The organism is Amycolatopsis sp. EV170708-02-1 (assembly GCF_022479115.1).
GTDB lineage: Bacteria > Actinomycetota > Actinomycetes > Mycobacteriales > Pseudonocardiaceae > Amycolatopsis.
Window position 1 is genome coordinate 2,090,197 of record NZ_CP092497.1, and the last position, 13,697, is coordinate 2,103,893.

Below are 13,697 nucleotides of genomic sequence, written 5' to 3' on the forward strand. Positions count from 1 at the left end.
TCAGGCGAAGGCCTCCGGTGGCGGGCAGGAGCAGACGAGGTTGCGGTCTCCCGCGGCCCCGTCGATCCGCCGCACCGGGGGCCAGATCTTCGACGCGGTGAACCCGGCCGGGAAGACCGCGATCTCCCTGCTGTACGGGCGATCCCACTCGCCCGCGAGGCAGCGCGCGGTATGCGGGGCGTTCCGCAGCGGGCTTCGTTCCACCGGCCACTCCCCCGCGGCGACCTTCTCGATCTCGCCGCGGATGGCGATCATCGCGTCGCAGAACCGGTCGAGTTCGCCGAGATCCTCGCTCTCGGTGGGCTCGACCATGAGCGTTCCCGCGACCGGGAAGGACATCGTCGGCGCGTGGAGTCCGTAGTCGGCCAGCCGCTTGGCGACGTCGTCCACGGTGACGCCGGTCCGTTTGGTGAGCGCGCGGAGATCGAGGATGCATTCGTGCGCGACCAGGCCGTCGTGCCCGGAGTACAGCACCGGGTAGTGCTCGGCGAGCCGCTTGGCGACGTAGTTGGCGTTCGCGACGGCGGTCAGCGTCGCCCGCCTGAGGCCTTCCGCGCCCATCATCCGGACATAGGCCCAGGAGATCGGCAGGATCGACGCGCTCCCCCACGGCGCCGCGCTGATCGGGCCCACGCCGGTGGCCGGGCCCGCGTCCGGTTGCAGCGGGTGGTTCGGCAGGTACGGCGCCAGATGCGCGCGGACGCCGATCGGCCCGATGCCCGGCCCGCCGCCGCCGTGCGGGATGCAGAAGGTCTTGTGCAGATTGAGATGCGAGACGTCCGCGCCGAACCTGCCGTACTGCGCCACCCCGATCAGGGCGTTCAGGTTCGCGCCGTCGACGTACACCTGACCGCCCGCGTCGTGCACCAGCGCGCAGACCTCCCGGACGGTGTCCTCGTAGACGCCGTGCGTCGAGGGATAGGTGATCATGATCGCGGCGAGGTCTTCCGCGTGCTCGTCCACAGTGGACTTGAGGTGGCCGAGGTCGATATTGCCGTCGTCGTCGCATTTCACGACGACCACGCGCATCCCGGCCATCACCGCGCTGGCCGCGTTGGTCCCGTGCGCGCTGGACGGGATCAGGCAGACGTCACGCGCCGCGTTCCCGCGTTCGCGGTGGTACGCGCGAATGGCCAGCAGCCCGGCGAACTCGCCCTGGCTTCCGGCGTTCGGCTGCAGGGAGACCGCGTCGTAGCCGGTGATCCCGGCGAGCCAGCGCTCCAGATCCCGTACGACGGCGAGCAGACCGGCCGCGTCCTCCGCGGGCGCGAACGGGTGCAGCCCGGCGAACTCGGGCCACGTGATGGGCTCCATCTCGGCCGTGGCGTTGAGCTTCATCGTGCAGGAGCCCAGCGGGATCATGCTCCGGTCGAGCGCGACGTCCTTGTCGGACAACGCCCTCAGGTACCGCAGCAACGCCGTCTCCGAGCGGTGCGCGTGGAAGACCGGATGGGTCAGGTAGCCGCTGGTACGGCGCAGATCCGGCGGGAAGCCGTCGGCGGTGTCCGCGTCGAGCGAGTCCACATCGGACACCGCGACCCCGAACGCCTTCCACACCAAGGAAAGATGTTCACGAGTCGTCGTCTCGTCGCAGGCGACGGCGACGTGGTCCGCGTCCACGAGCCTCAGGTTCACCCCGAGCTCCCGTGCCGTGCCGACGATCGCCGTCGCATGGCCTGGGACGGAGACCGTGACCGTGTCGAAGAATTCACAGTGCACGACGTCGACACCGCTTTCGGCGAGCCCCGCCGCGAGCACCGTGGCCATCCGGTGTGCGCGGTTCGCGATGGCGCGCAGCCCTTCGGGGCCGTGGTACACCGCGTACATCGACGCGATGACCGCCAGGAGCACCTGGGCGGTGCAGATGTTGCTCGTCGCCTTCTCGCGGCGGATGTGCTGCTCGCGGGTCTGGAGCGCGAGCCGGTACGCGGGGGCGCCGTCGGCGTCCTTCGACACCCCGACCAGCCGGCCGGGCAGCTGCCGTTCGAGACCCTGCCGGACGGCGAGGTACGCCGCGTGCGGCCCGCCGAAGCCCATCGGGACACCGAACCGCTGCGTCGTCCCGATCGCGACGTCGGCACCGAGTTCACCGGGCGGGCGCAGCAGGGTCAGCGCGAGCGGATCCGCGGCCATCACCACGGCGGCGCCCAGCGCCTTGACCTCGGCGATCGTGTGGTCCCATTCGCGAACGACGCCCGACGCGCCGGGATACGACAGCAGCACTCCGAAGAAGTCTCCACCGAGCCCGAGCCCGGTGATGCCCTGCGACAGGTCCGCGGTCACCAGCTCGATGCCGAGCGGTTCGGCGCGGGTGCGCAGGACCTCGATCGTCTGCGGAAGGGTGTCCTCGTCGACCACGAACCGGTTCGACTTCGCCTTGCCCGCCCGGCCGACCAGCGTCATCGCCTCGGCCGCCGCGGTCGCTTCGTCCAGCATGGAAGCGTTGGCGATCGGCAGACCGGTCAGGTCGGAGACCATGGTCTGGAAGTTCAGCAACGCTTCGAGGCGCCCTTGCGAGATCTCCGGCTGATACGGCGTGTACGCGGTGTACCAGGCCGGGCTCTCCAGCACGTTGCGGCGGATCACCGGCGGGGTCACGGTGTCGTGGTAGCCGAGGCCGATCATCTGGACCATCGGCCGGTTGCGCGCGGCCAGCGCGCGGAGTTCGGCGAGCGCGCCGGTCTCGGTGGCGGGAGGCGGCAGGTCCGGCGGGGTCGCGGACTCCCGCAGCGACGCCGGGACGGCCCGCTCGGCGAGCTCTTCGAGGGAGGCGACCCCGACGACGTCGAGGATGCGCGCGAGCTCTTCGGCGCCGGGACCGATGTGCCGGTCCGCGAAGGGGGTTCCGGATTCGAGGGCGGCCAGTGAACCGGGCTCCATCGGGGACCTCCCAAGACGCGGGGGTGGGGCCGGGACGATTGTCCTGGCCCTCCCCACTCTGTCCGTACCCCCGAGGGGGCGCCTGAGAGTTTCGCCCGAGTGTTGAGCCGGGCTTGCACCGTCGGCGGGGCCGCCAGGCTGTGACCTGGCGAACCACTTTCCAGAGGCGTCTCTTCCGCGCGGTCCAGGGTGCCTGAGAGGTTCCGGGGAGGACTTGCTCCTTCGGCGCCGAGCTCAACGGTTATCGACTCGGTCTCTCCCGCGCGGATTCGTCGACCGCGGAAGTGAGCCTACCCTGCCGCCCGCGCGGCCTCATGATCAGCCGGTGCGACGCGCGTTACGGCGCTGCGTGAGCTCGTCGGGCGCGACCGTTTCGATCACGCCGCCGTCGGCCCGTTCGGCCGGGAACTCGTGGATGGTGCCGCTGATCTCCTGCATCGCGCCGCTGACCGCGATCCCGAAGACACCCTGCCCGCCCTGGAGTAAATCGACGATCTCTTCGGGCGAGGTGCACTCGTAGACGGTGGTGCCGTCGGAGAACAGGGTGACCTTGGCGAGGTCGCGGACGCCACGCAGGCGCAGGTGGTCGACGGCGACGCGGATGTTCTGCAGCGAGACGCCGGTGTCCAGCAGCCGCTTGACCACCTTCAGGACGAGGATGTCCTTGAACGAGTAGAGCCGCTGCGAACCGGAGCCGTGCGCCGTGCGGATACTCGGCGCGACCAGCTTCGTGCGGGCCCAGTAGTCGAGCTGCCGGTACGTGATCCCGGCGATCTGGCAGGCGGCGGGGCCGCGGTAGCCGACGAGTTCGTCCGGGAGGGAAGAGTCGGGGAACAGCTCGCCCTGCTCGCCGTCAGCGACCGGAACGAGCGGCTCTTGAGGGCTACCAGCCTCGACCACGCCATGCCTCCCCTCGCCCGACCTGGCGGCCGGCGAACAAAGCCGCGCGGACCCACGGGAGTCCGCACCGGAGTTCCTCGTCAAGACGGATGCCCCAGACATCCGAATCACACCTTGGCGATTCACCTTCATTGAAGGTAAGCGCGTCCGGCAAACCGGTCAACGCGACGCGCGGTCGGCCTCAAGCTCTTCTTGAGGCTTGTCGAGGACAGTCCCCCATTCGGCGGCACGCTTGCCGGATTTACTCAGCCGTGTTAATTTTTACTCATGCAAGTAAATCCCTCCACCCAGAGCGCCCTTCAAGAGGTCCAGGCGGAGCTGGGGCTTTCGGTCACCGAGGCGGCCCGGCGGGCCCAGATCGTCGGGGCCACGATCGCGACGATCTCCGATCTCGGCTACCACAAGACGTCGTTCGCGAAGATCAAGGAGCGGGCCGGGCTGTCCAGCACCCGGATCATCTCCTACCACTTCACCAACAAGGCCGGCCTGATGCAGGCCGTGGTCACCACCGCGACCGGGATGAAGGACAAGTTCCTCGAGGAGCGCATCGAGGGCACGACCGATCGCGCCGGGCTGCTGCGCGGCTACATCGAGGCGGAGATCGCCTTCCTCGGCTCGTACCCGGAACTGGTGCGGGTCATGGTCGAGATGGCTTCCAGCGGCTCGGATGCCGAGGGCTGGTTCATGTCGGCGCCGCTCGTCGAGGAGTTCCGGACCGGGCGGCTCGAACGTCAGCTGCGCCAGGGCCAGCAGGAAGGCGCTTTCGGCGCTTTCGCGGCGGACGTGATGGCGCTGTCGATCGCGCAGGCCATCGACGGCGTCGCGGCGAAGTTCGCGGCCGATCCGAAGCTGGACCTGGAGCGGTACGGGCGTGAGCTGGCGGACCTGTTCCTCAAGGCGACCGCGGCCTGAACTGCATCCAGAGGACTAAACGCGCATGAAAGAAGGGGCGGCACCACCAGGCGCCGCCCCTTCTTTCAAGTTCCCAGGATCAGGTGTCCGCGCCGCGGAAGTCCTCCGGCGAGACCGAGTCGAGGAACTCACGGAACTTCTCGACCTCGTCCTCCTGCTCGTCGGGGATGATGAGGCCCGCTTCCTCCAGCACCGCGTCGACGGCGTGGATGGGCACCCCCACCCGCAGCGCCAGCGCCACCGAATCGCTCGGCCGCGCCGAAACCCGGATGTCCCCGTCGAAGACCAGTTCCGCGAAGAACGTGCCTTCCTTCAGGTCGGTGATCACGACCTGCTCCAGCTCGCGGCCCAGCGCGCCGATGACCTCCTTGAGCAGGTCATGGGTCAGCGGACGGGCCGGGCGGACTCCCTGCTGCTCCAAGGCGATGGCGGTGGCCTCGACCGAGCCGATCCAGATCGGCAGGTAACGCTCGCCTTCGGTTTCCCGCAGCAACAAGATCGGCTGATTCGCGGGCAGCTCCACCCGCACGCCGACGACGCGCATCTCGCTCATCGGGCTTCGCCTCCCTCTCGTGCGCACGGGCCGCAACGCTTGTCTCGACGACCAAGCGACGGTAGTCCCGACGCTACCCGTCTTCCGAGCGCTGTGCTCGCTGTCTCCGACATTCCTGGTTCGCCCGTGGCAAACCCGACTCTCACGGTACGGCATAGGGTGCCGAACATTCAGGCATTGACAAGTGGCCTCGCAACGGCTCCCGGCTCCCCGGAACCGTTCAACCGCCCGTGACAGCCCGTATTCCGGCCTTCACCAAGAGCGTGTGCAACGCCACGGTCAAGGCGGCGAGCTCCCGGACGACTTCGTCGCCCCTCGCCTTGGCGTCCTCGTCACGATGCCGATACACCGGGGTCACGATCTGCTCCAGCAGGCCGACCTCGCGGTCGGCCGCGGCCCGGAAGGCACGCAGATGTCTCGGCTCTATACCGAATTCGGTCATCGCTTTCACGGTCTTCGCCACGAGGACCGCGTCGGGGTCGAAGAACCCCGCCGCGCCCGGGCGCACCAGACCGTATTGCCGCAGCTCAGCCAGGGTGGCGGCGTCGACGCCCGCCTGGCGGAGCAGATCTTCCTCGGTCAGCCTGATCTCGCGATCGGTCTCGAAGTCCCCCGGGGACGGCAGTCCGCCGTTCTCCCCGGGGGCGTCGAGTGAAACGAGTTTCCGCGGCAGCCTCGGCATCCCCGCCTCGGGGGCGGCGCCTCGATCCGCAGCGTCCAGCTGTTCCTTGATGACCTTCAGCGGGAGGTAATGATCCCGCTGGGCGGACAGGACGAATCGCAACCGCTCCACGTCCGCCGGAGCGAACTGCCGGTACCCCGACGGGGTCCGGCCCGGCTGGACCAGACCCTCCGCCTCGAGGAACCGGATCTTGGAGATGGTGACATCGGGAAAGTCGCCGCGCAGCTGTGCCAGCACGGCCCCGATGCTCAACCCATCGCGCTGCGACGCATCCCGATCAGGCCGCCCGGCCGCCGTCACCGTGCCCCCTGGCCCCCGGATCCCGGGCCGGTCAGGAAGACCAGGCGGAACTTGCCGATCTGCACCTCGTCGCCACCGGCGAGAACGGCCTGGTCGACCGGCTCGCGGTTGACGTAGGTGCCGTTGAGGCTGCCGACGTCGATGACGACGAACTCCCCGCCTTCACGGCGGAATTCGGCGTGCCGCCGGGAGACCGTGACGTCGTCGAGGAAGATGTCGCTGTCCGGGTGCCGGCCCGCGCTGGTGGTGTCGCGATCCAGCAGGAAGCGCGAACCCGCGTTCGGGCCCCGCTTGACGACCAGCAGCGCGGAACCCGCGGGCAGCGCGTCCACACCCTGGACGGGGGCCTCGGCAGCCGGAGGAGCCTCAGTGCCTTCGACGTCGGCCAGGAAGTCGGCCCGGAAGACAGAAGTCCGCTCCGGAGACTGCTCCGGGGGAACGCCGGGCCCGTCGTTCGTGCTCACCTGAGCTCTCCTAACGCATGTGTGTTGCCACTACTCAAGAACGTGTGGAGGTCAAACGTACCGTGCCTGATCGAATCTCCGGCCCGCGGCTCCCCCTACTCTTCCCGGAGGGCCGCGGCCTGCGGCTATTCCTTGATCAGCGCCTGGTACGCCTCGGCCTCCAGCAGGGATTCCACCGAGCTCGCGTCGTCGAGACGGAGCTCGATCAGCCAGCCTTCGCCGTACGGGTCGCTGTTGATCAGCTCGGGCGACTCGGTCACCGCGTCGTTGACCGCGACCACCTCGCCGTCGAGCGGGGCGAACAGCTCCGAAACGCTCTTGGTCGACTCGACCTCGCCGAACGCGTCACCCGAACCGACCTGCTTGCCGACCTCGGGCAGCTCGACGAACACCACGTCACCGAGCTGGTCCTGGGCGTACTCCGTGATGCCCACGCGCACGAGCCCGCCGTCGCGCACGGAGACCCACTCGTGCTCCTCGGTGTACCGCAGTTCTTCTGGAGTGGACAACGCCGCTCCCCTTTCTGATGCCCTCACTCGAAACCGACGCGCGCAGTTTCGCATCCCGCCGGGTCACGCGCCCGGCGCCTCCCGCAAGGCGCGCACGGTCTGGACGATGTACAGCACGCCCGAATAGACGTACAGGACCGCACCCCATGCCGTGAAGGCGTAGCCGATCGGGCGGGCGATGGCGGCGATGTCGGAACCGCCCTGGGTGAGCAGCAGGAACGGGAAGGCGTACATCAGCACGAAGGTGGCGCCCTTGCCGATGTAGGTGACCTCCGGCGGGGCGAACCCCCGGCGCCGCAGCAGCAGGACGCAGACGCCGAGGACGGCCTCCCGGACGACCAGCGGGACCACCAGCCACCACGGGATGATGTCGCGGATCAGGAAGGCGATGAGGGTCGCGAGGATGTAGAGCCGGTCGGCGGCGGGGTCGAGCAGCTGGCCGAGCCGCGACATCTGGTTGAGCCAGCGGGCGAGTTTGCCGTCGAGCCAGTCGGTGAGCGCGCTGAACACGAGCAGCGCGAGCGCCCAGCCGTCCTCCTTCGGGCCGAGGAGCAGCCACAGGAAGACCGGCACCCCGGCGAGCCGGAGGATCGAAAGCATGTTGGGGACGTTCAGGGCCTGCCGCAGCAGAGAAGGCTCTTCGCTGGTCACGCTCGGTTCGGGGGGCGTACTCACCCGCTCAGCCTATCCAGCGGCGGCAGGTCCTCCCGCGTCAGCTGGCCCGGGTGTGCGTCCAGCCGCGGCGTTGCAGGTCCGCGCTGGTCAGCGCCACGGGCCTGCCTCGGTGGTCGGTGCCCATCCAGCGAGGGTGGCCCGCCGAGTTCTCCAGGACGTACGGGCGGCCGCCACACCAGACGACGGTGCACGGGGCCGTCGGGGGAAGCTCCGTGCTCGCCGGTGCGGTGGCCTGGGGTGACGCGGGGTCGGTCTGTTCGTCGGTCTTCATCGCTCTCACGGTTTCGGTGACGGGGACTGGGACACGCCGGAGCGCTACTTGTCTTTTCGGCAGAACGGGGCCGCGCGTTAACGGCTCGGCGCCGGATTCGTCCGATCGGTTCGCGACGACAGCATGGTGTTGCCGCGCCGTGAACGGCATATTAATTGTCCACAGTGGACAGTGATTGTGCGGTCCTCGCTTATCGCGGCGGCGGGGGCGCGATAGCCTCCCGCGAACCGAACGTGGCTCAATGCCACGACATCGGGCCCGGCCGGGTCAGAATGGGCCGGCCACGACCGGCCGACGAAAGGATCGCCTTGCCCGTCTCGACGACCACGGGAACGTGGCGGCGCCTGTTCGCGGTCTGTGCCGCCGCCGGAACGCTCGCCGCCTGTTCGGGCGAAGATCCGCCACCGCCTGTCACTTCGACGTCGGTCGCACCGCCCGCGCCCCCGTCGAGTGTTTCCCCCGTGTCGGTGCCGCCGATCCCGTCGCAAACCGCGCCGAGTCCGTCCGCCGCACCGACTTCCGCTCCCGAACCGAAACCCGCTGAACCGGTACAGGGTTCGTGCGGAACGGTCACCGCGGCGAGCGGGCTGACCTTGCAGGTGCTCAACGGGCCGGGCGTCTCCTGCGCGGAGGCGACCGGGATCGTCGATTCGTTCCACAAGAGGATCGCCGGACGCCAGTCCGCGGGCTCGGACGAACCGGTCAGCGAGACCGTGGACGGCTGGCTGTGCGTCTCCGGTGCTCCCGCCGCCCAGGGCGGCACGAGTTGCAGCAAGGGCGAGCAGAACGTGTTCGCCGCCGTAGTCCCCGTCGAATGAACCATCCCCGAGAAGAAGGGCCCATGAAGAGCCTCGCCGTGCTTCCCGCCGCGCTCGCCGTCGTCCTGCTGAGCGGCTGCGGAGCCGATCCCGCGCCCTCGGCCGCGCCGCCGCCGTCATCCCCGGCCGCCGCGGCGGACCAGGCCCTCGCCGGAACACCGTGCGGCGAAGTCGCCGGACTTCAAGGCGCGAAGAACAAGGTCGTGGCACGCGGGAAGACCGACTGCGCCGAAGCGACACAGGTGCTCACGGACTACTTCGCCAAGCTGACACCCGCCGAAGCGGCGTCACCACAGGGTCCCGGCCCCGTGGTGATCGGCGCATGGACCTGCGGGAGCGGGCCGAACGATCCGGTGACGAGCTGTTCGACCGAGGACGAGCGGCAGATCGAAGCCACCCGGAACTGAGAACGCCCGGCGGCGTCAGCGCTCACGACGCCGCCGGGTCCGGTCCATCCGGTACAGGACGCCGAGCCCGATCAGCATGCCCAGCAGCACCAGGCCGCACAGCGCGACCATCACCAGGCTCAACACCCGGTTGGACCTCGACGGGTAAGCGAATCCGTCGCCGGCGAAGATCCTGTCGCCCTCCGTGACCCTGTCGCCGTCGATCCTCCCGCGAGCGGCGCGCCCGTCGTCGAACCGCCACTCCGCCTCGCAATAGGGAAACCGGCCACTCATCGGCGGGCCTTCCTCGACGCATCCGGAGACGGCGGTGACCGTGACGTCCTCTCCGGTGTTCAGCTCGCGCACGCGGTCGCCGAGGGCGCCCCCGGTCACCCACAACAGGAAAACGAACGGGATCCCGGCCAGCAGCATCCGGGCGGGGACCCCGGGTTTCCGCGGTTCACCTGACAAGAAAGTCCTTTCCGTTCGGCTGTTTCAGGCTATTCGGCGAAGTGGCGGAGCGGCACGGGATTTGTACCCACCCCCTTGCCACCTAGGTAAGAGTCGTCTAGACTCAAACTATGCTCACCAGGGAAGAAGCCGTGAAGGCGGTCGAGAACACGGCCGACGCGGCCGCACTGTTCGCCCGCCACCGCTACCGCGAACTGGCGGCCGTGCTCCACCCCGACCGCAACCCCGGCGACGCGCGGGCCCACCGCGCGGCCGCCCTGCTCAACCGCCTCCACGACGAGTGGAAACGGCCCCGGCGGCAGACGGTCACCACGGCGACGTCGGAATACACCCTCCTCGCGCCGCACGCGGTGGGCAGTGTCGCCACGACCTACCGGACCACCGGCCCGCATCTGGTCAAACTCGTCCGCGATCCGGCGCACAATCCGCTGATCCACGCCGAATGGGAGGCGTTGCGCGCGCTCGACGGCTTCACCGAACGGCACCGGTGGCTGCGCCCCTACTACCCGCGGCTGCTCGACACGTCGGGGCCGGTCGCGAGGGGCGACCGCGCGTTCAGCGTTCTCGATCCGCTCGTCGACGGCTTCATCACCCTCGCCGACATCGGGAAGGCCTTCCCCGGCGGGCTCGACGGCCGCGACTACGCCTGGATACACCGTCGCCTCCTGCGTGCCGTGGCAGGCGCGCATCGGGCGGGTGTCGTCCACGGCCATCTCACCGCGGACAACGTGCTCGTCCATCCCGGACAGCACGGCATCGTCCTCGTGGGCTGGTCCTTCGCCGTCGAGGACGGCGTGCTCCCGCTGGCGGCGGACAAGTCCGTCGGCTACCCGCCGGAAGTCCACAAAGGACTGCCGATGACCGCGGCCACCGACGTCCACATGCTCCACACCTTGATGCTGGAACTCCTGGCACCGGGCGAAACCCGCCAGCGCGAGTTCGCCAAGTGGTGTCTCCAGGAGATCCCGGCACAACGACCCGAGGCCGCCGATCTGCTCGACGAGTACGACGAACTGCTCGCCGACCTGTACGGCCCTCGCACCTTCCGACCGTTCACCATCCCCGAGACAGGAGCCTGACCATGGGACACGGACACTGGGACGACAACGCCTACGCCGCCGCGAAGACCTTCCGCGCGGCCAAGGGTGAGGACGATTTCGGCTACACCGCCGATCTCCGCTCCAAGCCCGCGAAGGACTGGAAGGTCGCGCCCGCGCTGGACCCGCTGAACGCCGTGCGGGAATGCCGGGATTCGGCCGACCACACCGATTCGACGCCGATCGCGGTGCTGTTCGACGTCACCGGGTCGATGCGCCGGGTGCCGCGGATCATGCAGGGCAAGCTCGGCAAACTGCACGGCCTGCTGAAGCGCCGGGGCTACCTGGCCGACCCGCAGGTGCTGTTCGGCGCCATCGGCGACGCCGACAGCGACCGGGTTCCCTTGCAGGTCGGGCAGTTCGAATCGGACAACCGGATGGACGAGCAGCTGCGCACGATCTTCCTCGAAGGCGGTGGCGGCGGGCAGAAGAGCGAGTCCTACGAACTGGCCGCGTACTTCATGGCCCGCCACGTGGTGACCGACGCGTGGCAGAACCGCGGCCGCAAGGGCTATCTGTTCATCATCGGCGACGAACTGAACAAGCCCGCGCTGGAGGCCCGCCACATCCGCCGCGTGATCGGGGACGACGTGCGGGAGGACATCGACCCGGCCTCGGTGTACCGGGAGCTGGCGCGCAAATGGCACGTCTACTTCGTGCTGCCGAACCAGTCCTCGTACTACAACGACCCGCAGATCGGCGAGCACTGGAGCGATCTGCTCGGCCAGAACTTCCTGAAGCTCGACGACCCGGGCGCGGTGTGCGAACTGATCGCCGCCACCATCGGGCTGGAGGAACGGGTGGTCGACGTCGACCGGGCGCTCGCCGACCTGGCGGACGTCGGCTCGGTCGCCGAAAGCAAGGCGGTCGGCAAGGCGCTGGCGAAACTGGGCACCAAATCGGTCGTCACCTCGGCGGTGCCCGAGGCCGGCGGTCCGAGCGACGTGGTGCTGCGATGAGTCTTCTCGGCGGTCACGTGGTGGTGGTCGGGCTCGGCTTCGGCGACGAAGGCAAGGGCGCGGTGGTCGACGCGCTCTGCGCCGCCCGGCCCACCACCGCGGTGGTCCGCTTCAACGGGGGCGCGCAGGCCGCGCACAACGTCGTCGTGGACGGACGGCACCACACCTTCAGCCAGTTCGGGGCGGGCACGTTCGCCGGCGTGCCCACCCATCTGTCGCGGTTCGTGCTCGTCGAGCCGTTCGCGCTGGCCGCGGAAGCGCGGCGGCTCGAAACGGCCGGCGTCCGGAATCCGCTCTCACTGCTGAGCATCGACGGCCGGGCGTTGCTCACGACGCCGTTCCACATCCACGCCAACCGGGCCAGGGAGGAGGCCCGGGGCGTGAACCGGCACGGCTCGTGCGGGAAGGGCATCGGCGAGACCGTCTGGTACTCGCTGTTACCCGGGGCCGCACCCGGTGACGTGGTGGAGAGCCAGGAGGTGATCGGGACGCCGGGGGAAGCGCCCACGGTCGCCGACTGCGCCCGGCCGTCGGTGCTGCGGCGCAAACTGGACGCGCTCGCGCGGTTCTACGCGCCGCTCGCCACGCCGCCGCACAGCGTGGACGAACTCGTGGCGCTGTACCGCGATTTCGCGGGCGCGGTGCGGATCACCGACGGGGACGAAACGGGGCGGCTGGCGGATTCCGGGCGGCTGGTCTTCGAGGGGGCGCAGGGGGCTCTCCTCGACCAGTACCACGGGTTCCATCCGCATACGACCTGGTCGACGACCACGCCGCACAACGCCCGCACCCTGTTGGGCGGACGCCCGCACAGGGTCGTGGGGGTCACGCGGACCTACCTCACCCGGCACGGCGCGGGACCGCTGCCGACTGAATCCGCCGCCGTGCTCGCTCGTTTTCCCGAGCGGCACAACGAAACCGGCGAATTCCAGGGCGCGTGGCGGGCGGGCCATCTCGACGCGGCCCTGCTGGACTACGCGATCGCGGCCTGCGACGGCGTGGACGCGCTCGCGGTCACCCATCTCGACGCGACCGGGTTGAAGGTCGTGCCCCGTGACGGCTCCCCCGCCGTCGACCTGCCGGATCCGCTGGCGTGGTTCGGCGCGCGGCTGCCGGTGGCGGTCACCGGGTACGGCCCGGACAGGGCCGGTTACCGGGTCGTGGAAGCAAGGTCGACAATCAACGCGTGATCGAGTCGACGCCGGTGTCCGTTGACGTGCTCGTGGTGCGGTTCGCCCCCGGCACCCGGAACGTCCTGCTGGGAATCGCGCCGCGAGCGGCGGAGCCTTTCGAGGGGGAACTCGCCCTGCCCGGGGTGCTGCTCGGGCTCGGAGAACGGCTGCGGGACGCGGCGGGCCGGGCGGTGGTCGGCAAACTCGGCCTCCCGCCCGACGCGGTCTCGGCGACGGGACAGCTCGCCACCTTCGACGAGCCGAACCGTGACCCGCGCGGTCCCACGCTCTCCATCGCCTTGTGGGCCACCGTGAATCCCGCGCTCGACGTCCCGGGGAACGTCGTGTGGGCGCCGCTGGACGAGGTGCCACCGCTGGCTTTCGACCACGACCGGATCGTCGCCGACTGCCGTCCGATGCTGGCCGAACGGCTGTGGCGGGACGTCGCGTTCACCGCCGGCCTGCTGGGACCGATCTTCACCACGGCACAGGCGCTGGACGCCACCGAAGCGCTGACCGGGGACCGCCCCTATCCCGCCAACCTCGGCCGGACCATGGAGCGGGTCCCCGGTTTGCGGCGTACCACCGAACACGCGGCCGCCCTCCCCAAGGGAGGACGGCCGCCGTCGCTGTGGCGCTGGGAGTGAC

The 13,697-nt window shown here is 69.7% G+C and carries 16 protein-coding genes and 1 riboswitch; of the genes, 6 read left to right on the plus strand and 10 right to left on the minus strand.

Annotation, left to right across the window (positions count from 1 at the left end):
• Together gcvP and MJQ72_RS09655 are read right to left on the minus strand one after the other, a co-directional pair.
• Entirely contained in the window at positions 1–2,880 is a 2,880-nt protein-coding gene (gcvP, locus tag MJQ72_RS09650; RefSeq protein ID WP_240598767.1) for an aminomethyl-transferring glycine dehydrogenase, read from the minus strand.
• Positions 2,881–3,050: 170 nt separating this feature from the next.
• Positions 3,051–3,152: riboswitch (glycine riboswitch) on the minus strand.
• A gap of 46 nt (positions 3,153–3,198) precedes the next feature.
• Positions 3,199–3,780 carry a MerR family transcriptional regulator gene (locus MJQ72_RS09655; protein WP_315860845.1) on the minus strand — a complete coding sequence of 194 codons (582 nt, stop codon included), beginning with the start codon at positions 3,778–3,780 and terminating at the stop codon, positions 3,199–3,201.
• A gap of 267 nt (positions 3,781–4,047) precedes the next feature.
• Between MJQ72_RS09655 and MJQ72_RS09660 the strand changes: the two genes are divergently transcribed.
• Positions 4,048–4,692, plus strand: a complete 645-nt coding sequence (locus tag MJQ72_RS09660; protein ID WP_240598768.1) for a TetR/AcrR family transcriptional regulator — start codon at positions 4,048–4,050, stop codon at positions 4,690–4,692.
• A 79-nt stretch (positions 4,693–4,771) separates the two neighbouring features.
• On the opposite strand, the gene MJQ72_RS09665 is transcribed toward MJQ72_RS09660, so the two are convergent.
• From MJQ72_RS09665 to MJQ72_RS09695, 7 genes are all read right to left on the minus strand, one after another.
• Positions 4,772–5,245 carry a bifunctional nuclease family protein gene (locus MJQ72_RS09665; RefSeq protein WP_005150031.1) on the minus strand — a complete coding sequence of 158 codons (474 nt, stop codon included), beginning with the start codon at positions 5,243–5,245 and terminating at the stop codon, positions 4,772–4,774.
• A gap of 220 nt (positions 5,246–5,465) precedes the next feature.
• Complete coding sequence (locus MJQ72_RS09670) at positions 5,466–6,227, minus strand: MerR family transcriptional regulator (protein WP_240598769.1); 762 nt, start codon at positions 6,225–6,227, stop codon at positions 5,466–5,468.
• A complete protein-coding gene (gene garA / locus MJQ72_RS09675) occupies positions 6,224–6,691 on the minus strand; it encodes a glycogen accumulation regulator GarA (RefSeq protein WP_016334077.1) in 468 nt (155 codons plus the stop codon). The genes MJQ72_RS09670 and garA overlap by 4 nt, the downstream gene beginning before the upstream one ends.
• 125 nt (positions 6,692–6,816) lie before the next feature.
• Entirely contained in the window at positions 6,817–7,200 is a 384-nt protein-coding gene (gcvH, locus tag MJQ72_RS09680; protein WP_005150021.1) for a glycine cleavage system protein GcvH, read from the minus strand.
• Between the two features lie 63 nt (positions 7,201–7,263).
• Positions 7,264–7,875: a CDP-alcohol phosphatidyltransferase family protein gene (locus MJQ72_RS09685; RefSeq protein ID WP_046199794.1), complete on the minus strand. Its 612-nt coding sequence runs from the start codon at positions 7,873–7,875 to the stop codon at positions 7,264–7,266.
• Positions 7,876–7,912: 37 nt separating this feature from the next.
• Positions 7,913–8,146 (minus strand): hypothetical protein, encoded by a 234-nt coding sequence (locus MJQ72_RS09690; RefSeq protein ID WP_240598770.1) that lies wholly within the window; start codon positions 8,144–8,146, stop codon positions 7,913–7,915.
• A gap of 238 nt (positions 8,147–8,384) precedes the next feature.
• Complete coding sequence (locus MJQ72_RS09695; protein ID WP_240598771.1) at positions 8,385–8,969, minus strand: hypothetical protein; 585 nt, start codon at positions 8,967–8,969, stop codon at positions 8,385–8,387.
• Between the two features lie 18 nt (positions 8,970–8,987).
• Here MJQ72_RS09695 and MJQ72_RS09700 point away from each other — a divergent pair, with 18 nt between their 5' ends.
• On the plus strand, positions 8,988–9,371 hold the full coding sequence (locus MJQ72_RS09700) for a hypothetical protein (protein ID WP_240598772.1): 384 nt from the start codon (positions 8,988–8,990) through the stop codon (positions 9,369–9,371).
• 15 nt (positions 9,372–9,386) lie between these two features.
• On the opposite strand, the gene MJQ72_RS09705 is transcribed toward MJQ72_RS09700, so the two are convergent.
• Entirely contained in the window at positions 9,387–9,821 is a 435-nt protein-coding gene (locus tag MJQ72_RS09705; RefSeq protein WP_240598773.1) for a hypothetical protein, read from the minus strand.
• Positions 9,822–9,931: 110 nt separating this feature from the next.
• Between MJQ72_RS09705 and MJQ72_RS09710 the strand changes: the two genes are divergently transcribed.
• The 4 genes from MJQ72_RS09710 to MJQ72_RS09725 are packed head-to-tail and all read left to right on the plus strand — an operon-like array spanning position 9,932 to position 13,696.
• On the plus strand, positions 9,932–10,900 hold the full coding sequence (locus tag MJQ72_RS09710) for an adenylate cyclase (RefSeq protein ID WP_240598774.1): 969 nt from the start codon (positions 9,932–9,934) through the stop codon (positions 10,898–10,900).
• A gap of 2 nt (positions 10,901–10,902) precedes the next feature.
• Positions 10,903–11,877 (plus strand): hypothetical protein, encoded by a 975-nt coding sequence (locus tag MJQ72_RS09715; RefSeq protein ID WP_240598775.1) that lies wholly within the window; start codon positions 10,903–10,905, stop codon positions 11,875–11,877.
• Entirely contained in the window at positions 11,874–13,067 is a 1,194-nt protein-coding gene (locus tag MJQ72_RS09720) for an adenylosuccinate synthetase (RefSeq protein ID WP_240598776.1), read from the plus strand. Before MJQ72_RS09715 ends, MJQ72_RS09720 begins: the two co-directional genes overlap by 4 nt.
• Positions 13,064–13,696, plus strand: a complete 633-nt coding sequence (locus MJQ72_RS09725; protein ID WP_240598777.1) for an NUDIX hydrolase — start codon at positions 13,064–13,066, stop codon at positions 13,694–13,696. The genes MJQ72_RS09720 and MJQ72_RS09725 overlap by 4 nt, the downstream gene beginning before the upstream one ends.
• The last annotated feature ends 1 nt before the right edge of the window (position 13,697 follow it).

Coding starts and splice junctions, on each gene's coding strand:
- gcvP (WP_240598767.1), bottom strand. CDS start 2,880: ATGGAGCCCGGTTCACTGGCCGCCCTCGAATCCGGAACCCCCTTCGCG.
- MJQ72_RS09660 (WP_240598768.1), top strand. CDS start 4,048: ATGCAAGTAAATCCCTCCACCCAGAGCGCCCTTCAAGAGGTCCAGGCG.
- MJQ72_RS09665 (WP_005150031.1), bottom strand. CDS start 5,245: ATGAGCGAGATGCGCGTCGTCGGCGTGCGGGTGGAGCTGCCCGCGAAT.
- MJQ72_RS09690 (WP_240598770.1), bottom strand. CDS start 8,146: ATGAAGACCGACGAACAGACCGACCCCGCGTCACCCCAGGCCACCGCA.
- MJQ72_RS09695 (WP_240598771.1), bottom strand. CDS start 8,969: ATGGTTCATTCGACGGGGACTACGGCGGCGAACACGTTCTGCTCGCCC.
- MJQ72_RS09700 (WP_240598772.1), top strand. CDS start 8,988: ATGAAGAGCCTCGCCGTGCTTCCCGCCGCGCTCGCCGTCGTCCTGCTG.
- MJQ72_RS09710 (WP_240598774.1), top strand. CDS start 9,932: ATGCTCACCAGGGAAGAAGCCGTGAAGGCGGTCGAGAACACGGCCGAC.
- MJQ72_RS09715 (WP_240598775.1), top strand. CDS start 10,903: ATGGGACACGGACACTGGGACGACAACGCCTACGCCGCCGCGAAGACC.
- MJQ72_RS09720 (WP_240598776.1), top strand. CDS start 11,874: ATGAGTCTTCTCGGCGGTCACGTGGTGGTGGTCGGGCTCGGCTTCGGC.